The sequence below is a fragment of the Flavobacterium beibuense genome (genome assembly GCF_004151245.1).
Classification (GTDB): Bacteria; Bacteroidota; Bacteroidia; order Flavobacteriales; family Flavobacteriaceae; genus Flavobacterium; species Flavobacterium beibuense_A.
Genome location: NZ_JUIW01000001.1, coordinates 397429 through 420232, shown reverse-complemented (window position 1 = coordinate 420232; position 22804 = coordinate 397429). Strand labels below are relative to the sequence as shown.

Here is a 22804-nt window from a genome sequence, read left to right as displayed (position 1 = left end):
TTCTAAAAATCACACAGCCATGCCTGACACAACCCACACCAAACGCCACAGACCGAAACATAAAGGAAGCGCAATACTATTTAAAAACCCTTTGTTAGAAAAACTTACTAAAACACATATTGCACTGCCTTTATCTATTTTTACGGTTATTTCTGTTGCTTTAATTTATTATGGTATAATAGAAAAAGGGTTTACAACTCCGCAACTCATCCTTCTGTTTTTTGCAGGAATGTTTGTATTTACGTTTATCGAGTATATAGTTCACCGTTACCTGTACCATATCAAACCCCATGAGCATCAGGACGAAACTGATACGTTTAGCTATAAAGTACACGGGGTACACCACGATTACCCAAAAGACAAGCAAAGACTGGCAATGCCGCCAATTATCGCTTTAATACTTGCTACTTTCTTCTTTATACTGTACCGCGCTATTATGGGGGATTTTGTTTTTGGTTTCCTTGCAGGATTCCTAATGGGGTATACTATTTACCTTTGTATTCACTACAGTGTTCATATTTTTACGGTACCGAATAATTTCCTGAAAACCTTATGGCATCACCACGCTGTACATCATTACAGACAGCCTGACAGGGCTTTTGGTGTATCATCACCCCTATGGGATTATATTTTTGGGACAATGCCTAATCTTATAAATCAGGAAAACACAAAATCAGGTGAATTTATAGACGATAACAAATAAAAAAATACAACAAATAAGTAAAGGCAGCCATGTGGCTGCCTTTTTACTTTTATGCCTGAATCACACTTCTACTTCAACAGGCAATATGTTTTTTTAAAAACAATCTTTTTCATAGCGTTTTGTAATTTAACAAACTGCTACTACAAATTTACATTTTACAACATACTATAAGTATAAGATTATCATAAAATTTCATAAAAAACTACTGCCCCTGTAAACAGGGGCAGCAGCGTAATCAAAAATAACTATTAATCTATGAAGTGGAAGTGTGTAGATCCTTATTAATTATCCTGACGGTTTATATATACCCATCCGGTTTTGCTCTCGCCTCCTCTACGCTCTATAGAATAGAAGTACGTTCCAGTAGGTAAATCATTACCATTATTACCCTGTCCGGACCATTCGTTGGTATAATTACCACTAAAACTGTAAACTTCTTTTCCGTAGCGGTTAAATATTATAAGATTGGTTACATTAAGTCCTTCCAGGTCAAAATTATCATTCATACCGTCGTTATTAGGTGATATACCTCTTGGAATAAGACAGCCCGTGCCGCTAATTTCTACTGAACCCTGTACAGAACAACCCTCTGGAGTAACGATGGTTACTGTATAAACCCCTTCTTCTGTAATTTCTGAGGAAGGCTGAGATGTATTGAATCCGTCCGGACCAGTCCAGCTTATATCTGCCGTGGAAGGATCAAAAGAATCGTCAACAGGTACTACATGTATCATATAAACCGTGCCCTCGCAGCCATGATCTATTTCAAAAGCAACCGCATCGGTATCTTCAATAACTGTTGTGGTTTGTGTAAAAGAACAGTCTCCCAAACTTACCGTAACACTATAGGTTCCAAAATCATCTGCCTGCAGTATTGGGTTGGTTTCTGCTAAAATATCTCCCTCATAAGTCCATTCGTAAATAGCTTCAGCCAAATCAAAATTCTCCGGCATCACTTCAATTAATGCAAAAGAAGGATCACAAACCTCATAGATATCACCTATACTAAAAGATGGTGTAGGATTTATGTTAACTGTAAAGCTGCTTTCATCTCCACATCCCGGCTGGGTTGTTGATTGTGCGTAGATATAAATAAGCTGTGTAACGGTTATTTCAGTACCGGCAGTAAGCATCTCTCCTGTACCTTCGCTACCTGTATAATAATTATTGTTTTCACTTAACTGTTGTAAAATATAAGAATTACATTCAGTTACATCTTCAAGTACATCGGCAGTATACTGTGGACTTACGATTAAGTTAAAACTATAAACCACATAACACTCACCTCCTGTTACCTGCACCCTTGCATATATAGCCTGAGGGTTAGATGTATTTGTATAAGGAGATTCTAAAGCTGCTTCATTATTATCAGCATTTTCCTGAGATTCGTGATAGGTTATTGTAAAATCTTCAGAATTCTGGCCTGCCAGAATAAGCTCAGTATTTTGAGTGAAGTCAAACTGGGCAGTATCCCCTTCTGTACAAACAATCAAATCTACAGGGGTACTTGTAACATCTTCTATCGGATCAAAATACTCTATGATTACGGAATCAGACCCTCCACAGGTGGTATCCATATAAATAACCTCAATAGTATATTCCCCTGATTCGGTTACCGTAAGGCTTGCTCCTGTTTCACCCTCAATTACCTCTCCATCCTGATACCAGATTATGGTATATAAAGTTTCATCAAGTCCACTATCAATAGTATATTCGGTTCCGGCACAAAGCGCGCTACCTCCCTCAATAGTTAAATCTTCACCTATATCAACATTGCCTAAATCAAACTCACCAATAAATATTCCGGTATCATTACCCGTATCAAGATCGTCTGCAACTACCATTTTTATATGATAGGTTTGCCCTGGTACCACATCGGCTTCGGCATACATAACAACGGTATGTCCGTTAAAGTTTGTTGGCGCAGTCATAGGATCCAAACCATTATAAGGACCATAATACTTATCAAATAATTCCGGATACTGCGACTCACAAGGGAATTCGTAAAACGGATCTACATAAGCCTCATCCCTTATGGTTTTAGAAGTTACAGGTATTGTTGTTCCCGGTATTACACCAAGGTTTGTAACGTTCCCATCAGGATCTGTAAGGAAGAAACCAAACGCATCCGAGAAAAAACACTGCCCTGTTCCGTTATATTCTTCTGAAGCGAACACAAAAGGGAACTTAATATGATTGGTTACAGGTACAAAGTCAAATTCCAATATAGAAGCCTGATTAAGACTCATAAGGAATGGGTTGATTCCTGATTCCTGAACGTAATCAAAAAGCTGATCATCACCCGGCCACCAGTCGCCTTCTCCAAGTGGGCCATTACCCATAGAAGTATTATTAGGCCCTGTTGCCTGATCGGCCCTACCTGTTGTAAGAAGAACACCTTCTTTTAAAGGAAAATCTGTTGCGCCCTGATTAAAGTAAGCAATACCATTAGATACGGCTCCGTTATCAATTCCGGTACTCCAGGTAATGTTACTTACCTGCCCACATTCTGATCGTATTAAAATATCATTTACTATTTCATCCACCATATATTCTTCCTGATCTATTATAATTGAGTTTCCAATTGGTGTGTAAACACAAAAATCAAAACTAACAATAGAGTTAAGTTCCGGAGAACCTCCGTCTACATATACCTGAACCCAATACGTTTCACCTATTGTCAGTCCGGTAAGCGTACTTCCGTAAGACTCATAGTTACAAGCTATTTCAGTTAAGCCATCACAATCACCTTTAAATACTGCATGAAAAGGCATTACCTCTCCTGTATGATTGCTAAGGCTTATGCTTTGTACTTCGTTAATAGCCGTGAACTGGAACCATATATCTGCCAATGGTGTTGTCCATGTACAGTTTGAAGTAATGCCCGAAGCCGTAGCACCGTTCATAACTCCTGAAACTGATTCAACACATTCAATTCCCGGATTTACCGGAGCTACCGTAGCCGTACCACAATTATCATTTTCTATTGGTGTGATAAAGATAAATGGCCCTGACCATGTACTGTTGCCATTTTCACCTCCACATACTGCCCTTACATAGAAAACATAGGCAGTCCCTGAAGAAAGATCGCTTGTTGTATAAGATGTTTCTGTTACCGGAGTACCTGAAGCAGGCTCTGGCGAACCTGAAGGCAGTATGGCAACTTCCCAGTTTTCAGCAGTACCCATTTCTGCCCAGCTTACTGTAGCATCCGTAAAAGTTATATCGGTGACCGTTAGCTCCTGCGGTTTAGGACAAGGTGGAGCATCACAGTTAGGAATACCTGTAAAAATTGTAGTACCCTGTTCACCTTCTCCCGGCTCCATTTCAAAAAATGTCTCCATATAAGGAGTATAAATTACCAACCCTTTATCGGCAGGGTTACCCCAGCCATCGGTATTCCAAAATACTTCTATCTCTGCATCAGAGCATAAAGGTATTTCTACGTTATAAGAACTGCCAAACTCAAACCCCGGACCCAATGTTGCAATAGGTACACCCGCCTGATAAACGGTCATTGTCGTATTTTCCCAACCCCAGCCTAAAGCACTGGTAAGCTCAAATTTATAAACACACTGCTCTGATAGCTCACAAACAGTTGTGTTAAAGGCAAACGGACCTGCCCATTCGCCAGGCACTCCGCCTTCACAAATAATCCTTACATAATAATCATAATTTGTTGCGGCTGTAAGCCCAGATGCCGTAACCGGATTTGTAGTAGTGCCTTCTCCTTCGGTTTCTGGTTGCGGTGCAGCATTCCCTGCCTCTGTAATATAATATTCCCAATTACCTGTTGGCGCTCCCTCCCAACCTAAATCTATAGTATTTAAGGTTGCATTAGTAGCGGTAAGGTCAGCCGGCGGTATACAGGCAGGATTATCACAATCCACGTCTCCTGTATACACAATAGTACTTGGTACATCCTCTCCATTTGTAAGGCTAAATAATGTCTGTTCGAAAGGATTGATGATTTCGAGCCCTATTTCAAATGTAGCACCACTGTTCCAATATACTTCAAACGGCTGACCGCTACATAAAGGAACTGTAATTGTTTGCGAATCTCCTTCTGTAAAGGTTGACCCGATAGTTGTAACAAATATACCTCCCTGGGTTATGGTCATGGTATTACCCAAATAACCATTACCAAAACCGCTTGTCATTATAAAAGTATACTCACACTGGTTTTCCGGCGGACATACTACCGTACTAACCAAATGGGGCCCTCCCCAAGTACTGGTTGGCGTAGCAGTTCCGTCACACACCATGCGTATGTAAAAATCGTAGTTGGTAGCAGGATCAAGTCCCTCCACAGTAAACGGATTAGTAGTAGCAGGAAGCCCCGCTGTAGCCCCATCCGGAGCAGCACCTCCTTCTTCAACAATGTAATACTCCCAGTCTCCAGTAGCATCACCATCCCATGATAATGTAACCGAATTGAGTGTAGCACTATCTAAAGTAACCGTAAATGGTGCCAGGCATGAAATGGTATTACAATCTACATCTCCTTCATATAGCAATGTGTTTTGCCCTTCCTCTCCCGGAGCTTTTTGATATACAATTTGCCCAAACGAATTATGAACTGTTACTCCCACCTCATTTTCATTAAAACCTCCGCCATCCCAGTATAACTGTACAGGTATACCATGACACATAGGAACAGTGACTTCTGCTGTAGAACCCCAGTCAAATGTTTCACCAAGTACAGCTATAGTTACTCCGTTTTGCGAAACATTCATTGTATTACCGTCCCATCCGTTACCTGCAATATCAGTAAGGGTAAAAGTATAGTTACATTGTTCAGAAGCTTCACAAATTAATGTATTAAAAACATAAGGACCAGCCCAGGCACTAAATGTATCATCTCCACAATCGGCCCTAACATAATATTCATAAAGAGTACCTGCACTTAAATCTTCTACCAAATAATTGGTGTTAACAGTAGCTGTTTCACCACTTCCTGTTGGGAGGCCACTACCAGGTGACTGAATCACCACCTCCCAGGAAGTAGCTGCGGTAGGAGTACTCCACGATAGTTCTACAGATGTCATATCCGAAACCGTTGGCAAACCAACAGGCGGGTCGCAATTTACCTGCTGGATTGCTATGGTGTAAGGTGTAACAAAAGATGAACTACTGGATATTACTATATAGTAATCTTCTCCGTTTGTAACTGCTATTGAGGGAATACTTGCAGATATTGATTCAAAACCTGTTGTAGCACCTGCTAAACATTCAGCCCCTATTGAGGCACAGTCCTGATAAACAAACACACCCGAAAAATTTGATGCCTCTGTTAAATTTACTGTTATCTCTCCGGTAAAGTCGGCTGTATATTGGTACACCACATCGTTACCCATAAGGTATTCTTCCCAAAACAGGGTACCACACCCCGTTCCCGGTGCACCACTGTACATATTAGCATGATCTGCCGTATTGCCTGAATCAGAATAAGGTAATGATGCTGCTACAATAGGTGCATCACAGCTATCACCCTGAGCAATCGTATTAAAATAAAACGGGTCTGTCCAATCGCTCTCCTCTCCTGTATCACACAATGCCCTAACATAAAACTTATATTCTGTTCCCGGATTTAAATCGCTTACCGAATAAGGCAATGAACCATTATAAACCTCTCCTGAACCGGTTGTTGTTCCTGCTCCTTCCAGTAATTCTATTTCCCATTCAGCATTAGTATTAAAATCATCCCATGTTAAATCTGCCGAGTCAAGAGATATATTAAGGGCGTTAAGGTTTTGCGGAATTATACATTCTTCTAAAACACTCACATTATCTATAAGCCATCTGTCTGCATTATCAGCTTCCATAACAAAAGCCAGATAAACATTTGTACCTGTAAGTGTAGCCGGTAGGTTTACATTTATAAGAGTATACTCTATTTGGTCAGGGTTAATTTCTTCTTCTGTCCATACCATCACCTCTTCATAAGCGGCAAGGTTTGACGGATCAGGATCTGAAGATACCATAATACGGTATACCCCTCCCTGGTCTCCACCTATAGTAAGGCGTGAGTAAAACTTCAACAATGGGTTATCGGGCACATTAAACTGAGGAGTTATTAGCCAGTCCTGGGGAGTTACTCCCGCGGGTGCATCTTCCCTATCCATAAAAGCGGCATAGCTTCCCTCATAAGGAAAGTCAAAAAAACTTCCCGGCATTGACTGTTGCCAGGTTTTTAAAAGTCCGTTTCCATTATCTTCAATTGTCCACCCTGTGGGTGGCCAGGCTCCTTCAAAACCTTCTTCGGTCAATTGGCTGTAACCCAAAAAGGAATAAAGGATCGTAAAAATTATTAAAGTAATTTTTCTCATAGCGTTTTTAAAAGTATAATAGTTAGTAGTAAGTAGTTTTCAAGAAAAACAGGTTGTAGTAAGGAAAACCTAAACACATTAATTTTTGGGGGCTGTGTTATGGTAAATTTACGCTCTGAGTGATATATTATATTAAACAAAGCGTTGACATGTGTGTTGACATGAAAAGTACTGTTATTTGTTTCATAGTTAAAATCAAACATTTATTTCACATAAAAAATTAACACAGCAGATTAAAAGCTTATGTATCTTATAGTTTTTGTAAAACCAGTTGTTACGCCTTTGTCAACACTTTGTGTATACAATACTGTTACATAAGGGTTTTTAAAATCACGAAAAGCGCTAAAAAAGCATATCTATTAACCCTTTCTCTTTTCTTGTCCCAGTTCAATGCACAGAACATTTGATTAGCGGAACTTTGTACTGTAAACTTTAAGATGCAATACAATGGAAGCGATAAACATTTTATACATAGGCAGGCATCCTGAAATTATGGAGACCGTTGTAAGGCTTATAAACAAAAATGAAAGCTGGAACGGATTAGGCACTACCAATGACGAGGAAGCCAAAGCACTCTTTAAGGGATTAAGAATAAGTCTTGTACTATTAGGGTGCGGTATTAGCGAGGAAGATGAGATTTCTTTAAGAACAGCCTTTGCAGCGCACAACCCTAGAGTTAAGATTATACAGCATTATGGAGGTGGCAGTGGATTGCTTTATAATGAGATATATGCCGCTTTATATAATAAGTCCGAAATAATCAACTTCTTGTCCCAGTTCAATGCATAACTTTTAAACCAACAGTAATTTTACATAAACAATTTTAAAAACATATATCATGGAAAATAGAATTTTAGGCTTACACCATATTACTGCAATAGCAGGTGACGCCAAACGTAATTTTGACTTCTACTCTAAAATATTAGGCTTACGTTTCATTAAAAAAACCGTAAACTTTGACGACCCCGGCACCTATCACTTTTATTTTGGTGACGAAATAGGCAGTGCAGGAACCATACTTACTTTCTTCCCGTGGGGCGAAGGTATACCTCAAGGAAGAAGAGGCTCCGGAATGGCTACTGAAATAGGTTATTCAGTACCAAAAGGAAGTCTTGAAAAATGGGTGGAGCGATTTGACAAATACAATGTTATTTATAATAAACCGGCCGAAAGGTTTGGAGAAAGATACTTAACATTCCTTGATCCTGATGGGTTGAAACTGGAACTGATAGAGTCTGAAACTCCGGATAACAGAAAACCCTGGGAAACCGATGAAGTAAAGGCCGATATTGCTACCAGAGGTTTTCATAATGTTACTCTTACTTTAAACAATATTGCCGGTACTGCTACTGTATTGACCGAAGTATTTGGTTACAAATTAATATCTCAGGATGTTAACCGTTACCGTTTTGCTACCGATGCAGTAGAAAATGCGGCAATAGTAGATATTGTAGAGCTTAAAGATGAAAAGCGTGGTCATGTGGCAAACGGAACTGTACACCACGTAGCCTTTAGGGTTAAAGATGATGAAACCTTAATGAAAATGAGAGAAAAAGTGGTGGCAGCAGGATTAAATATTACTCCGCAAATAGACCGTAATTACTTCCACTCTTTATACTTCAGGGAACCGGGAGGAGTATTGTTTGAAATAGCTACAGACAACCCTGGATTTATGGTAGACGAAAGTCTTGAAGATTTAGGTAAAGGACTTAAACTACCAGAACAGTATGAATCAAGAAGAAGCGAACTTGAGGCTTATTTAGCACCTATTAACTAATACTTTTTAAAATGAACTTTGAACCTTTAAAATATATATACCTACCATCAGAAAATGCAGCAGCTTATACTTTACTACTACTGCATGGTACCGGTGGTAACGAAAGAGACCTTATTCCATTAGCTGAAAACTTTGGTAAAGAATACAACATATTAAGCCTTAGGGGAAATGTTAGCGAACATGGCATGCCACGTTTTTTTAAACGCTTAGGCATGGGAGTATTTGACGAACAGGATCTTGATTTCCGTACCGACGAAATGGTTGCTTTTATAAAGTCTATAGCCGATAAGGAAGGTTTCGACATCACTAAGCTTATAGCTTTAGGTTACTCTAACGGAGCTAATATTGCAGGGGCAACACTTATAAAATATCCTGACTTTCTAGCCGGAGTCATTTTATACAGGCCTATGCAACCGTTTAGAGAAATTAAATCTGTAGGAACAGACAACAATGTTCCTGTATTTTTCAGCTCAGGAAGGCTTGATCCTACGGTAAATCCGAATGATACGCAAACCTATCTTAATAACCTTAAAGGACTTGGCTTTGCAGTTGACTATCATGATATACCAACCGGGCATAACCTTACGGCTGATGATATAAAACTAACAGCCCAATGGCTGGTAACATCCTTTAAATAATGGAAGCTTACACTATAACACGTATATATAGTGATAGCAACGGAGACAGTCGTTTTGAGACTGTCTCTGTACCTCTTAAGGATAGTGGTGAAATAGGTTTTCTTTCTGAAGCTCAAAAAGCAGGAACTATCAGTTTCAGGAAAGTTGTTTCTTCTTACGATTATGATTTTCATAATGCACCTGCCAGGCAATACATTATACTTATGGATGGTGTTATTGAAATAGAAACCTCGCTAGGAGAAAAAAGATACTTTAAAGGCGGCGATATACTCCTTGTAGAAGACACTGAAGGCAAGGGACATAAAACCCGAAACATTACAAAAGAAATACGTTCATCTATTTTTATCACTTTATTATAAGAGGGTTGATTTTTGTATCCTAATTATTTGTAATTTAAACCTTTATTTTTTTACACCATGTCAAACATCAACTTAATTATAGAAGAGCGCCCCAGCGACATAGGTAACTTTCTCGTGGGAAGGCTCTTACCTTTTAAAGATAAAAGAACCGTAGGTCCGTTCGCGTTTATAGACCATATGGGTCCGGTAGCTTTAAAAGACAATGAAAATATGGATGTAGGTCCTCATCCGCATATAGGCCTGTCTACCCTAACCTACCTTTTTGAAGGCAATATTATGCACAAGGACAGTTTAGGGACCGAAGTGGAAATAAAACCCGGCCAGGTAAACTGGATGACTGCAGGTAAAGGCATTGTACATTCTGAACGGACGCCTGATTATTTAAGGCATTCAGACAAAATGCTTCACGGCCTGCAAATATGGGTTGCTCTACCTAAGGAGTTTGAACAAACAGAACCTTCTTTTGTACATATTGAAGAAGATGAGCTCCCTGCATGGGAACAGGATGGTGTGTCTATGAAACTTATTGCAGGAGAAGCTTTCGGTAAAAAGTCACCCGTACCGGTTTACAGCAAACTGTATTATATAGAAATAAAAAGTAAAACGAAACAAAAACTGAGTATAGGCAAGGATCTTTATGGAGAAAGCGGCCTGTATATTCTTGAAGGCAGCATAGAAAGTGACGGTACTGTTTTTGAACCCAAACAACTGCTTATAGCAAAAGAAGCCTCGCTTTGCGAATTCACAATAAACGAAAACAGCACGGTTTATATTTTTGGCGGGGAACCGTTTCCTGAACCAAGGCATATTTACTGGAATTTTGTAGCTACTTCTTACGAACTTATTGAAGATGCCAAACAGAGATGGCTGGATCAAACCTTCCCTAAAGTACCTGGAGAAACAGGCTTTGTACCTCTGCCACCTCAAAACACAAACTTTAAACCAAAACAATAACCACTATGGAAATAATTCATTACGATGATGGCAAAAAAGGTCATTTTAAAGCCATGGAAAACGATGTTCAGGCAGGTATTATGACCTACGTTTGGGCTAACAACGATAAATTTATAATTGAACATACAGTAGGTAACCCGGAATTTAAAGGAGTAGGCAAAAAACTGCTTGATAAAGCTGTTGAGTTTGCCCGTGAACAAAACCTAAAGATAATACCACTGTGTCCTTTTGCCAAAAAGATGTTTGACAAACACGAAGAAATTGGGGATGTTTTAGCAAAATGATACCCTGTTTTAATATAAGTTTAAAAATCATTACGCTTTTAATAAGGTAACTTTGTATAAACCAAATATTTAATCCGTAATGATTTTTCCTGTTTTAATAAACACTTCCATATTTATTTTCCTGTCTTTTTTACATGTTTACTGGGCTATGGGTGGTAAAAAAGGGATGAGTGCCGTACTTCCATCACTTGAAGAAGGCCACGCTGTTTTTACTCCGGGACCACTTGTAACTTTTATTGTAGCTGCTGCAATGGGGATTTTTGCTTTTATCACTATAGGTAATCTGGACATCTTCAGGGAGTATGTAAATCTAAACATCTTTAAATATGCCACACTATTTATAGGATTTATCTTTACACTAAGAGCCATAGGCGATTTTAAATACATGGGCTTCTTTAAAAAAGCAACGGGTACCCTCTTTGCTAAGAATGATACCCGTTATTATTCGCCTTTATGTGTTGTAATTGCTATAGTTAGCTTTTTAATATTCCTGTTAGACTAATTATTTCTTTACAGGTTTTGCCGCCTCATTCCAGGCATCTATACCACCGTCAAGCTCTACTATGTGCTTAAAGCCTTTTTCCTGCATAATTTCAACAGCTTCGGCACTTCTACCTCCTGCTTTACAGTAAACATATACTGTTTCATTTTTATCAAGTTTATCTATTCGCTCTTCAAAATCCTTGTCATATAAATGGATATTTACAGCTCCGTCTATATATCCTGATTGATATTCTTTAGGCGTACGTACATCTATAAGCTGCCCTTTCTCCGACTCTATCTTTTGAGCAAACTCGGTTGGGTTAACCAATTCTGTTCCTTCCTTCTGCTGTGCCTGGCAGGATATAAGTGAAATAAATAATACCGCTAAATAAAGTGCTTTTTTCATAATATGTATTCTTAATTGTATTCACAAAGTTAAGGGTAAATAAGCGTCATTTCATACAAGTGATAATTTGGCTTAAGACCTAAGGCATCAAAAAATGCTTTTGCCCCTTTATCATTATCATCATAATTTACAAAGTTTACTTTACCCAAAGCCTGAGTAACATTAGCTAATAATGCTGTACCTATACCCTGTCTTCGGTATTCCTTTTTAACGGCAAACTGTTTTGATCTGCCGTTAAGCGTATCATACACAAGATATCCGGCTAAGTTTCCATCAACATAAGCCGTAATAATCTTTTGATCTTTCATTGTTCTTTGTACTGTTGGAGTATGGTTTTGCCATGCAGGCTGTACATCCCAAAAAGACTGTACCTTAATCCAGTCTAAATATTTTACCTCTTTTATCTCTACACCAGAAATAATTTGTGGAGCAACAGTACCTTCATAACCAAAAAGGTCTCTTGATTTACGGAAACCAACTTTTTCATAAGCCCTTTCTGCTTTTATATTACCATTAAGCACCTCAAGCTGGTGGTGCCTGTAACCCTGTGCTTTTAAAACCGGCAGAATGTAATTGTACATTTGTTCTGCAAGGCGTAGCCCCCTATGTGACGGTACTACTCCTGTAGCGGCATTAAACACCCTTTTTTCGCCATTAAACTCATCAAGCCCGTGGAGAATAAACCCTACAAGTTTATCTCCGTCAAAAGCTCCCGCAGAAAAACCAAGCGAAACACCTTCTATAAAAAGCTTGCGGACAAAAATAGCTTCCTCCATTCTCATAGGGAGAGCATAATCAGAAAAAGCACTGTTAAATACCTCAAGAAGTTCAGGTATTTCAGTGCTTTCTAAAGTTTTAAACTGTATAGCCATATTGGACATTAATTGTGTCCGGCAGGCCCGGACCTTATTTTTTTATTATAAATGTTTCAGAAATTACTCCCAGCTGTGCCGGGGTTAATTTTGATGTTCGTTTAAGCTTTGCCGTAAACTCAGCTACCTCTTCCGCCGTAGACGGGCATCCCAGGTTTTCGCCTTTACTGTTAAACGAATCGGCGAGAAGGCTGCCATCGGTATCCAGAATCAGCCAGAACGGAATTCCCTGGCCTTCGCCTTTAAACTTCTTAAGTATATCATCTCCTCCCGGATTTTCAAGACTCTTATTTTTAGGCGATTCCTGCACCGTTAAAAAGGCAGTTACATAATTATCATCAAATAGCTTTTTGCAGGCTGGGCTCTGCATATTCTTTTCCATCTTTTTGCACCATCCGCACCATGAGGCGTGGAAGATTACAAATACTTTTTTCTTCTCTTTTTTAGCCTGTGCATAGGCTTTTTCCAAAACCGCCGATGCATCTTCCTGAGCATTTGCAACGGTTAAGCTTCCTAAAAGGAAGAGGCAGATTAAAATTGTTTTTATTTTCATTTTTAGTTGGATTATACAATTTTATGAAATCGCAATTTAGTAAATATAAGTAAATACCTATATCTTTATACGTCGAATGATAAAAAATCTGCCGAATGTTATAACACAATTTTTATGAATAAGTGGTAATTATGCATTGTAAAACCAAACCAAGAAAACAGTAGGACTAGCCATGAAAAAGCACAGGGATATCCTTATTATTGAAGACGACGAAGACGACAGAGAGATTTTAAAGGAAATATTCAGAGACTTAGGTTATAAAAACAATCTGATATTTTTTCAAGACGGTGTAGAAGCACTTGACTATTTAAGAAGGCCTGAGATAGAGCCTTTTATTGTAATCTCAGATATTAACATGCCTAAACTGGGTGGCTTTGAATTAAGAGAGCTTATACTTCAGGAGGAGATTTTTATGGACAAGGATATTCCTTATATATTTATCTCTAATGCTCAGGACGATCACTCAATAAGACAAGCCAATAAGCTTTCCATTCAGGATTACATCCATAAAGGCAGCGACTATAACAGCTACAAAGAGCGCATAAGAGATCTTATTGATTACTGGAAGGAAAACATCAACTCATTTACATCAAAAGGATAGACAATAAAAAAGAGCCTAAAAAGGCTCTTTTTTATTTTTATTCAGGTTGTGTTACCGGACCATCCCACTGGGTTATCCCCCCCATAAGGTTGTATGCGTTTTCTATACCAAGCTGCTTCATAATACTGCAGGCTTGCGCGCTTCTTCCTCCGGCCGCACAATACACATAATAATTTTTAGATTTGTCCAGTTCTTCTATTGCATAAATAAAGCCCTGTCCTTTATAGATATCTATATTAATGGCTCCCGGTATAATACCACGGTTCCATTCATCTTCGGTGCGAACATCAAGGATTACCGCATCTGCGTCTTCCTGTGCCTTGTCCCACCATTCCTGTTGTGATAAGTTCATTCTGAAATTTTTTACAAAGGTATTATGCTTTTATCGAACAGCCAATAGCCTTGGTTTCTTTTACGCTTACTTCTTTACCTTTTAAAAGTGAATTTACAGCATCTTCAACATATTTTTTTGTAACTGCTGCCTCATCTTCATAATTATCATCAATAGCCCCTATGTATTTAACCACATTGCCTTTTGCTGTTTTTTGAAGCACATATACGTGAGGTGTTTTTGTAGCCCCGTACTGAGGATATATTTTTTGACCTTCATCTAAAAGGTAAGGGAAAGTAAATCCTTTTTCTTTTGCTCTTGCCTGCATTTTCTCAAAGCTGTCATCTTTCTGCTTTTCAGGGTTATTTGGATTGATGGCAATAACCGGATATCCCTGTTTTTTGTATTTCTTGTCAAGAGCAACTATCCTGTCTTCATAAGCCTGAGCATACGGACAGTGATTACATGTAAATACTACTATATAGCCTTTAGCATCTTTAAAATCTTTTAATGATACTTTTTTGCCGTCTATATTTTTTAAACTGAAGTCAGTAGCAACATCTCCCACCTGATAGCCGCTAACCGTCTTTGCTGCTGTAAAGGCAAACAACAGGCCTATTATTGCAAATGCACCTAAAAATTTTAGTGTTTTCATGATTTATGATTTATTATGGTTTTATAAAATTGTTCAGCTCTTTTTCAAGCTCTTCATACGTAAATTGTTGTTCAAAAAACTTGCGATTATCCTTATTATATATAATTGTTGCCGGTATTGCCCCACTCCATGTTGTATCAATCTTTCTTATCCAGGTATCGGCATCCGGATCTCTTAGTAAAACAACATCGCTTTGCAGTTTCTTGTTTTCAATAAACGGAATAAGATTACTCTCTATTTTTTTATGCATATCGAGGCTCACTAAAAGTACTTTTACCTTTTTATCGGCATACCCGGCATTAAGTTTTTCAAAATACGGCAACTCTTCTACACACGGTACGCACCATGTAGCCCAAAAATTCACCACATAGGTAGTATCATTACTCTTGGTCAAAAAATATTCAAGTCCGTTATAATCATAAGCATTTACCTTAACCCCATCCTTTTCATAAACATGTATGGGTTGCGGCTTATTTTCTTTCTTTTCATTACAGGAATACAGCAAAAATATTGCCGATAAACCTGCTATTAGCGTTTTTTTCATTTTACCTGAGTTTCGTTAAGGCCTCTAAAATTAAGTCAAAAAAAGCCATTCATTTATCGTTAACAAATTTTTAACAACATATTTGTATATACAAATATAAAATACACTACATTTGTACATACAAATATTGTAGATACAATTATGAAAATAGAAGAAGTTATTAAAGCAACGACACCCATGAGTCTTCCCAAGAAGATTATCCTGAATATTATGTATACCCAAAACGTAATAGGTGAAAGCTTTAGTGAAATTGCTAAAGCTCATGATTTATCGCCTGAACAGTATAATGTTTTAAGGATTCTAAGAGGACAAAAAGGGAAACCCGCAAATATGTGTGTTATACAGGAGCGTATGATTGCCAAAACGAGTAACACTACCCGACTGGTAGACAAGTTACTGCTAAAAGAACTGGTAACACGTGAAGTATGTCCTGATAATCGAAGAAAAATGGAAGTGGCCATAACCCAAAAAGGATTAGACCTATTAAAGATACTGGACCCTGTAGTAGATAACCACGAAGCAAAATTTTGCAATAACCTTACAGAAAAAGAACAGGAGTTGCTTAATGAGTTGCTTGAAAAATACAGAAACGTATAATTAAATATATAAAGAACTAATCATGAAAAATTATATTGAAAGTTTAAACTGGCGTTATGCCACAAAAAAATATGATCCCGCAAAAAAGGTATCACAAAATGATCTTGAAACCCTAAAAGAAGCTGTACAGTTGAGTGTATCTTCTATGGGATTACAGCCTTATAAAGTGCTTATTATAGAAAACCCGGAAGTACGTGAGCAGCTTAAAGCAGCCGGTTACAATCAGGATGGTATTACCGAGTCTTCTCACCTTTTTGTTTTTGCTTATGAGAAAAACGTGAATGAAACACACGTTGACGCTTATATGGAAAACATAAGCAAAGTAAGACAGGTTGAAAAAGAGTCCCTAAAACCGTTTGAAAATATGGTTAATGGTTTTATACAAAACCAAACCGAAGAAGGCTTAAATGCATGGGCTTCAAAACAGGCTTACATTGCACTTTCTACCCTTATTAATACTGCTGCACTATTACATATAGATGCCACACCAATGGAAGGCTTTAACGCTCAGCAATTTGATGAGATACTTGGCCTTGACAAACTTGGTTTAAGCACAGCAGTTATTGCATCTGTGGGCTACCGCCACGAAGAAGACGGTTTCCAGCACCTTAAAAAGGTTAGAAAACCTGAAAACGAATTATTTATCACTATCTAATATTCTTAAATTAATTAAATTAAAAAATGAAAAATTTCAAAACAATCGTAGTTGCATTAGTAGTAGCTCTTGGTACCATAACAGCATCAGCTCAGGACAAGAAAATCAATACTTCTTCAAGCAAAATCAGCTGGGTAGGTAAAAAAGTTACCGGACAGCACGAAGGTACTATCAGCTTTAAAGATGGTGTACTTAATTTTAAAAACGGTAAACTTACAGGTGGTAACTTTACTGTAGATATGACATCTATCACCGTTACTGATTTAGCTGCAGGACAAGGTAAAGAAAAACTTGAAGGCCACTTAAAAGCTAAAGATTTCTTTGGTACAGATAACCATGCTACTTCTAAACTTGTTTTCAAATCAGTTAAGGCTAAATCTGCTAACGTTTATACAGTTACTGCTGACTTAACAATTAAAAACATCACTAAACCTGTAACTTTTGATCTTACCGTAAATAAGAATTCTGCAACTACTGCGTTTAATGTAGACAGAACTAAATATGGTATTGAATACAATTCAGGAAGTATTTTTGACGGTCTTGGAGACAATATGATCTACGACGAGTTTGAACTTACAGTAAACCTACAGTTCTAATTAGAGTTTAAATTGAAACAAAGAACCCCCGATGGATTCCATCGGGGGTTTCTTTTTCTAACTAAAAATATACATTAGAACAATCCCTCAATAGAAAGGTATCGCTCTCCCGTATCATAGTTAAAAGTAAGAACAGTTGCCCCGTCAGGTATTTCTGCCAGCTTTTTATTTACAGCTGCCAGAGAAGCACCAGTTGAGATTCCTACCAGTATACCTTCGGTTTTGGCAATGTTTCTTGCAAAATCAAAAGCCTCGTCCTTGCCTACAGTTATTACTCCGTCAATAAGGTCTTTTCTATAAATAGACGGTACAAACCCCGCTCCTATTCCCTGTAGGGGATGCAATCCCGGATCTCCTCCGCTTAATACAGGCGAAGCCTCAGGCTCTACTGCAAATACTTTCAGGTTAGGGAATTTTTGTTTTAAAATATCAGCAACACCAGTTATATGCCCACCTGTACCAACCCCTGTTATAAGGTAATCAATACCTTCAGGAAAATCGACTAGAATTTCCTGTGCGGTTGTTTTGCGGTGTACCTCAACATTGGCCTGATTATCAAACTGACTTGGCGACCATGCATTAGGTGTAGACTCGGTTAACTCCCTTGCCTTTTCTATAGCACCTTTCATACCTTTCTCACGCGGGGTCAATTCAAATTCGGCTCCGTAAATAGACATAAGCTTTCTGCGCTCCACACTCATTGATTCCGGCATAACCAAAATCAGCTTATATCCTTTCACGGCAGCTACAAAAGCCAGACCTATACCCGTATTACCCGAAGTAGGTTCAATTATAATGCTGTCGGGTTTCAGGAGTCCTTTTGCTTCGGCATCTTCTATCATTGCCATTGCAATCCTGTCTTTAATGCTGTTTCCCGGATTATTGCGTTCCAGCTTAATCCATACATTCTTTCCTTTAAAAAGTTTATTAAGTTTTACATGAGGTGTGTTACCTATGGTTTCTAAGATGTTATTTGCTTTCATATCGATGCGGTTTTATATTACAAAATTTAACGGCTCAGGAAATGTTTCCTTCGTTTTTATAGTTATTTCGCTTTTATGGTATACTAAGGAATGAGGAGGTATAGAATTAGTAATCCATACGTTACCTCCTATTACAGAATTGTCGCCCACAATTGTATTACCTCCCAAAATGGTTGCATTGGCATAAATGGTAACTCCGTTACCTATGGTAGGATGGCGCTTAACAGAAGCTTCTTCTTTATGTACGCTTAAAGCCCCTAATGTTACACCCTGATATATTTTTACGTCGTTGCCTATTACTGATGTTTCCCCAACTACAATACCAGTGCCGTGGTCTATAAAAAATCTGTCGCCTATAGTAGCCCCGGGGTGAATATCTATACCTGTCCTGCCATGTACATATTCACTTATAAGCCTTGGCAATACTGGTACATTATTAATCCATAATTCGTGGGCGATACGGTAAATGGCTATAGCAAAGAAACCGGGATAGGAAACCAGTACTTCGGTTCTTGACTTAGCTGCAGGATCAAAAGCAAAAATGGCTTTAAGATTGTCTTCCATTTTTTCATGAAGTGTTACTATCTTATCTTTAAGATGAAGTAATAATGGCTTAATTTTTTCCTCTTCCAGTCCCGAAAGGCATAGCAAGTCAGAAAGTAGTCCATCTAGTTCCTGCTCCTTCTTTAAAAAGAAATCATAATCGGCATATTGCGGACCGATGCAAAAAAGCCACTGAAAAAATTCCTCTATCCAGTAACCTGTTTTTTGCTTATCGGGTAGCACTCCCGATTTCAAATAATTTGCGGTATAAACGGGATGTTTCATAATAATGCTAAATATTTTAAATAAAAAAAGCTCCTCGGGTTACGAGGAGCTCACTAACTGTTTACTGTTTAGGTTTGAACCTAATTTCCATGTACAGCAAGTGCTTCCTCGTTTAAAGAGAAACACATACACGCCATACACTTGTTTGTTAAAACTGCCATATATTCTTTTGTGCATAACAAATATAGTTATTTTTTTAAATAGTCTACCAGTTTAGTAGATTTTTAAGATATTTTTTTTACCACTAAGTTTTATACATTTGCAAACCGCTATGCATATGAAGAAAATACTGGTAATAGATAACTACGACAGCTTTACTTACAACCTTGTACACTACCTGGAAAGCCTTAACTGTGAAGTTACTGTTTTAAGAAATGACGAACTCACCTTAGAGGATGCTGAAGATTTTGACAAGATACTCTTATCTCCGGGTCCCGGTGTACCGGCCAATGCAGGATTGCTTAAAAGCGTAATAAAAAAGTATGCTCCATATAAAAGCATATTGGGTATTTGCTTAGGGCAACAGGCCATTGGTGAAGTTTTTGGCGGAAAGCTAATAAACCTCAATACTGTTTATCACGGAGTTGCAACTAGTATCTCAATACTGGTTGATGATGAGCCTTTATTTAAAGGCCTGGAAAAAGAAATAAATGTGGGGCGCTACCACTCCTGGTGCGTGGCAAAAGAAAATTTCCCGGAAGTACTGGAAGTAACCTCCGTAGACGATAATGGCGAAATAATGTCATTACGCCACAAAATATATGATGTAAGGGGGGTGCAATTCCATCCGGAGTCTGTATTAACTCCAAACGGAAAAAAAATATTGGAAAACTGGCTGGAAATCTAGACAGGTATTTGCCTTAACCTTATACTAAGTACAATTACAAAAATAAGAATACCAAGTCCAAATATTATTCTTCCGTGTCTTCTCTCAACTTCACTATAACTGAATACAGTTATACCGTTTGGCATTTGTCGTTGAGAATTCCACATTAAAAAGCCAATAACAATACCGGCAACTCCTCCCATCAGGGCTAAAATGTAACCGCCCATGATGTGTAAAATCTGAGAAGATTCTGGCTTTGCAGTGTCTTTCTTTTTTTCTTCCCTTAGTCTGCTAATAGAATCACTATCTGTAGGAAGTCCTTTTTCATTCAGTATCTTCTTAGCTAACAGATAATCAAAATCACTCCATACATCTTCGTTAAGAAGTACATCATAAAGTTGCTTTTGGCTAAAAGAATAAAGACAGTAGTCGCTTGCCACTTTTTCAATCAACTTCTCTGTACTTTCTTTTACAAGTTGTGAAGCGCTATTATAATCACTTGCCATAACCATGATTTCAAATTCGCACTTCTCGGTAGAATGATTATCGTTTAAAAAACTCCTGATGTTGTTTTTGCTCAGGAAACGTTTCATCTCTTTTGCCTGATCAAGATCGGGCATAGTTTTAAAGGTAGTAAATGTTTTTTCCATTGGTTTATAGTTGGGTGTCCTCCAAATATAGGAAAACACTTCTAAAAACCTAATTTACATATCAGATAACCAGCAAATTATAACAAAAAAATTACGAAATTTTAACAAGTCCTTTCTTTATGCGGGTTTCGGATAAGTTAATTTAACCAACAATATCATTTTAAACCCTTTAACACTTTTTTAATATTTAAAATAGTACTAAAATTAAAGTTTTAAAATTCTTAATAAAGGCTAATCATATATTCATCTAAAAAAATTCCTAATATGTAAATAGCAGACAAAAATATACCCAGGCAAAAAATTATAAGTCCGTGACTACGTGATTTTTGAGAATAAGTATAGATGACTCTTCTGTCTGGCAGCGTTGTTTTAGATTCCCATAACATATACCCTATAAGTATCCCTAAAAAACCTCCCATTAATACAAATATATAACCGGCAAAGATCCACGTTTTTTCATGAGACTGAGGCTTTGTAAAATCTGCAATTCTTTGTTTCTTGAGGCTGTTTAATAAATCCTCATCTATTACCTTTCCCCTATCAGTTAAAAGTTTTCTGGCTAGAAGATAATCAAACTCATTCCATTCGTCCTGTTTGATTAAAACATCATACAGTTCTTCATTAGTAAATAAAAACAGGTAATAATCCTTATCAACATCTTCCAGTGTTTCCTTAACCCTCTCTTCAACAAGCAAAGATGCCTTTTCAAAATCACCAGCTTTTATTTTAACCTCATAATCCACAGGGATACCACCACCAAAGCTATTATCAACAGAGGGTTTACCATCACTCACGAAACTTTGAATCCCATTTTGCTGTAAAAACTCCTTAAGTTCTTTAGCCTGTATTACATCCGGAAACTTTTTAAAAGTGGTAATATTACTCATGTTTATTTTTTATTATAGTTATGGTTTGCTCTACCCAGTCAGTATCAGTATTTAAAACATAATCAGGAGTAATTCCTGACCCCTCATATTTAAGCAGTTTCATATATTCTGCATTATTACTATGAAAAAGGTAGTTCCCACAGGCTAATCTGCTATTTACTACATCTACATACCCATAAGCAAGTATACCTGATGTTTCTTCTCCTAACAAATGTATTCTTTCCTCGCCTTTAAGTTCAGCTACCAGCCTTTCTGCTGCTCCTTTAATACCGGCATTTATAATTATATAAATATCATGTTTTCTGGAATACTTCTTTAAAAACTTTAAGAATGGTTTTGCTACATCTTCGCTTCCGTGAGAATTCTCTCTCAAATCTACAATAACATTATCTGACTTAAGGCTATCCTTTACCCTGCCCAAAAAAACTTCCGCCTTTTCATAATTCATTACAGACGCGAGATAACCTAATCTTACATATTGAATATCAGAGGTTACAAACTTAAAGTCAAATTTCACCTTATCACCTGTACCATTTAACAAAATATCATCCCTCTCAACACTTTTTGACCACTTTCCCTGGGCAAGCCTTCCATTAATATATTTTTCATGTTTTTGCAGATAATATTGATTGGTCAAATATTGACTATGGATGGCTGTAAAATGATTAGGTGATTTTTCATAAAGTAGAAAAGCTACATCTCCTTTTTTCCAGTTGGGATAATCAGAGTCTAATATTACTCCTGCCAAACTATCCCTTGCTTTAGTCCTATACAACCCAACCCTCAGTTTAGCTTTATAATATATCCCTTCAATATCGCTTTCCGGTTTATTCCTTAAAATATTTTCAATTGAATCTGTATCAACATGAGCTTTAATATTGTACTTCGCAAATTCAGACATAAAGAAAACCTGCTTTTCCTTAAAAAATTGATCATTCGGACTTACCTTCACATCATCATACATACCCAAGGAAAAAGTAACAGAATTATCAGTAACAGGTTCAAGTAGTTTAGCAAGTATTAAAAAGCATGGTATTTTTTGTTTCTCTTTTTCAGCCTCTTTTCTAAGCCATTCATATGTACGTTTATATTCTTCATACTTTTTACCTGCCAAATTATTTTTATACGAGGTAAGACTTAATACTGTATTGTAAAGAGCGTCCAGTTCAGCTTCACAGGTACATGACTGGGAGTGAGAAAAATATGATAGTAACAGAAAAAGAAATGTAAGGTGTTTTTTCATAACAAATGGTTTGTCTAACAAATATAACAGTATTTTTTTGTGCATTGCCT

At 37.6% G+C, this 22804-nt stretch carries 25 protein-coding genes; 13 read left to right on the top strand and 12 right to left on the bottom strand.

The genetic code is table 11. The features are described from left to right. The first annotated feature begins 19 nt into the window (after positions 1-19). Positions 20-703, top strand: coding sequence for a sterol desaturase family protein (locus tag NU09_RS02060; protein ID WP_129749582.1), 684 nt, complete (start codon positions 20-22; stop codon positions 701-703). Positions 704-984: 281 nt separating this feature from the next. Here the strand turns inward: NU09_RS02060 and NU09_RS02055 are convergent, their stop codons facing one another. Further along, positions 985-7032: a choice-of-anchor L domain-containing protein gene (locus NU09_RS02055; protein ID WP_129749581.1), complete on the bottom strand. Its 6048-nt coding sequence runs from the start codon at positions 7030-7032 to the stop codon at positions 985-987. Between the two features lie 447 nt (positions 7033-7479). Between NU09_RS02055 and NU09_RS02050 the strand changes: the two genes are divergently transcribed. The 7 genes from NU09_RS02050 (at position 7480) to NU09_RS02020 (ending at position 11546) form a co-directional block, all read left to right on the top strand. Further along, positions 7480-7821: a hypothetical protein gene (locus tag NU09_RS02050; protein ID WP_129749580.1), complete on the top strand. Its 342-nt coding sequence runs from the start codon at positions 7480-7482 to the stop codon at positions 7819-7821. Positions 7822-7870: 49 nt separating this feature from the next. Then, positions 7871-8809: a ring-cleaving dioxygenase gene (locus NU09_RS02045; protein ID WP_129749579.1), complete on the top strand. Its 939-nt coding sequence runs from the start codon at positions 7871-7873 to the stop codon at positions 8807-8809. Positions 8810-8820: 11 nt separating this feature from the next. Beyond that, positions 8821-9447 carry an alpha/beta hydrolase gene (locus NU09_RS02040; RefSeq protein ID WP_129749578.1) on the top strand — a complete coding sequence of 209 codons (627 nt, stop codon included), beginning with the start codon at positions 8821-8823 and terminating at the stop codon, positions 9445-9447. Then, the gene (locus tag NU09_RS02035) at positions 9447-9806 is read left to right on the top strand and encodes a hypothetical protein (protein ID WP_129749577.1); all 360 of its coding nucleotides are present in this window, start codon (positions 9447-9449) and stop codon (positions 9804-9806) included. The genes NU09_RS02040 and NU09_RS02035 overlap by 1 nt, the downstream gene beginning before the upstream one ends. 57 nt (positions 9807-9863) lie before the next feature. Beyond that, positions 9864-10760 carry a pirin family protein gene (locus NU09_RS02030; protein WP_129749576.1) on the top strand — a complete coding sequence of 299 codons (897 nt, stop codon included), beginning with the start codon at positions 9864-9866 and terminating at the stop codon, positions 10758-10760. A gap of 5 nt (positions 10761-10765) precedes the next feature. Further along, complete coding sequence (locus NU09_RS02025) at positions 10766-11044, top strand: GNAT family N-acetyltransferase (protein WP_129749575.1); 279 nt, start codon at positions 10766-10768, stop codon at positions 11042-11044. 79 nt (positions 11045-11123) lie between these two features. Next, positions 11124-11546 (top strand): DUF3995 domain-containing protein, encoded by a 423-nt coding sequence (locus NU09_RS02020; protein WP_129749574.1) that lies wholly within the window; start codon positions 11124-11126, stop codon positions 11544-11546. On the opposite strand, the gene NU09_RS02015 is transcribed toward NU09_RS02020, so the two are convergent. From NU09_RS02015 to NU09_RS02005, 3 genes are read right to left on the bottom strand one after another with little or no spacing between them, the layout of a single operon-like run. Beyond that, positions 11547-11933 carry a rhodanese-like domain-containing protein gene (locus NU09_RS02015; RefSeq protein WP_129749573.1) on the bottom strand — a complete coding sequence of 129 codons (387 nt, stop codon included), beginning with the start codon at positions 11931-11933 and terminating at the stop codon, positions 11547-11549. A 29-nt stretch (positions 11934-11962) separates the two neighbouring features. Next, positions 11963-12805, bottom strand: coding sequence for a GNAT family N-acetyltransferase (locus tag NU09_RS02010; protein WP_165357638.1), 843 nt, complete (start codon positions 12803-12805; stop codon positions 11963-11965). Positions 12806-12839: 34 nt separating this feature from the next. After that, positions 12840-13358, bottom strand: coding sequence for a thioredoxin family protein (locus NU09_RS02005; RefSeq protein ID WP_129749571.1), 519 nt, complete (start codon positions 13356-13358; stop codon positions 12840-12842). A 172-nt stretch (positions 13359-13530) separates the two neighbouring features. Between NU09_RS02005 and NU09_RS02000 the strand changes: the two genes are divergently transcribed. Further along, positions 13531-13959 carry a response regulator gene (locus NU09_RS02000; protein WP_129749570.1) on the top strand — a complete coding sequence of 143 codons (429 nt, stop codon included), beginning with the start codon at positions 13531-13533 and terminating at the stop codon, positions 13957-13959. A gap of 37 nt (positions 13960-13996) precedes the next feature. Here the strand turns inward: NU09_RS02000 and NU09_RS01995 are convergent, their stop codons facing one another. The 3 genes from NU09_RS01995 to NU09_RS01985 are packed head-to-tail and all read right to left on the bottom strand — an operon-like array spanning position 13997 to position 15489. Next, the gene (locus tag NU09_RS01995; RefSeq protein ID WP_129749569.1) at positions 13997-14311 is read right to left on the bottom strand and encodes a rhodanese-like domain-containing protein; all 315 of its coding nucleotides are present in this window, start codon (positions 14309-14311) and stop codon (positions 13997-13999) included. A gap of 22 nt (positions 14312-14333) precedes the next feature. Continuing rightward, positions 14334-14945, bottom strand: coding sequence for a thioredoxin family protein (locus tag NU09_RS01990; protein ID WP_129749568.1), 612 nt, complete (start codon positions 14943-14945; stop codon positions 14334-14336). 13 nt (positions 14946-14958) lie between these two features. After that, complete coding sequence (locus tag NU09_RS01985; protein WP_129749567.1) at positions 14959-15489, bottom strand: TlpA family protein disulfide reductase; 531 nt, start codon at positions 15487-15489, stop codon at positions 14959-14961. A 141-nt stretch (positions 15490-15630) separates the two neighbouring features. On the opposite strand from NU09_RS01985, the gene NU09_RS01980 reads away from it, so the two are divergent. Genes NU09_RS01980 through NU09_RS01970 form a run of 3 tightly spaced genes read left to right on the top strand, consistent with a single transcriptional unit; the run spans position 15631 to position 17337 of the window. Next, positions 15631-16086 (top strand): MarR family winged helix-turn-helix transcriptional regulator, encoded by a 456-nt coding sequence (locus NU09_RS01980; protein WP_129749566.1) that lies wholly within the window; start codon positions 15631-15633, stop codon positions 16084-16086. Between the two features lie 22 nt (positions 16087-16108). Then, positions 16109-16741 carry an NAD(P)H-dependent oxidoreductase gene (locus tag NU09_RS01975; protein ID WP_129749565.1) on the top strand — a complete coding sequence of 211 codons (633 nt, stop codon included), beginning with the start codon at positions 16109-16111 and terminating at the stop codon, positions 16739-16741. Between the two features lie 26 nt (positions 16742-16767). Further along, on the top strand, positions 16768-17337 hold the full coding sequence (locus tag NU09_RS01970) for a YceI family protein (protein WP_129749564.1): 570 nt from the start codon (positions 16768-16770) through the stop codon (positions 17335-17337). Positions 17338-17411: 74 nt separating this feature from the next. On the opposite strand, the gene cysK is transcribed toward NU09_RS01970, so the two are convergent. Both cysK and epsC read right to left on the bottom strand, forming a co-directional pair. After that, a complete protein-coding gene (gene cysK, locus NU09_RS01965; protein ID WP_129749563.1) occupies positions 17412-18320 on the bottom strand; it encodes a cysteine synthase A in 909 nt (302 codons plus the stop codon). A 12-nt stretch (positions 18321-18332) separates the two neighbouring features. Further along, positions 18333-19148 (bottom strand): serine O-acetyltransferase EpsC, encoded by an 816-nt coding sequence (epsC, locus tag NU09_RS01960; RefSeq protein ID WP_129749562.1) that lies wholly within the window; start codon positions 19146-19148, stop codon positions 18333-18335. A gap of 277 nt (positions 19149-19425) precedes the next feature. Here epsC and NU09_RS01955 point away from each other — a divergent pair, with 277 nt between their 5' ends. After that, the gene (locus NU09_RS01955) at positions 19426-19995 is read left to right on the top strand and encodes an anthranilate synthase component II (RefSeq protein WP_129749561.1); all 570 of its coding nucleotides are present in this window, start codon (positions 19426-19428) and stop codon (positions 19993-19995) included. On the opposite strand, the gene NU09_RS01950 is transcribed toward NU09_RS01955, so the two are convergent. The 3 genes from NU09_RS01950 to NU09_RS01940 form a co-directional block, all read right to left on the bottom strand. Further along, positions 19992-20624: a hypothetical protein gene (locus tag NU09_RS01950; RefSeq protein ID WP_129749560.1), complete on the bottom strand. Its 633-nt coding sequence runs from the start codon at positions 20622-20624 to the stop codon at positions 19992-19994. The two genes, NU09_RS01955 and NU09_RS01950, sit on opposite strands and share 4 nt — an antisense overlap. A 221-nt stretch (positions 20625-20845) precedes the next feature. Beyond that, positions 20846-21511, bottom strand: coding sequence for a hypothetical protein (locus NU09_RS01945; protein WP_129749559.1), 666 nt, complete (start codon positions 21509-21511; stop codon positions 20846-20848). Further along, the gene (locus NU09_RS01940) at positions 21504-22754 is read right to left on the bottom strand and encodes a hypothetical protein (RefSeq protein WP_129749558.1); all 1251 of its coding nucleotides are present in this window, start codon (positions 22752-22754) and stop codon (positions 21504-21506) included. The genes NU09_RS01945 and NU09_RS01940 overlap by 8 nt, the downstream gene beginning before the upstream one ends. Positions 22755-22804: the final 50 nt, after the last annotated feature.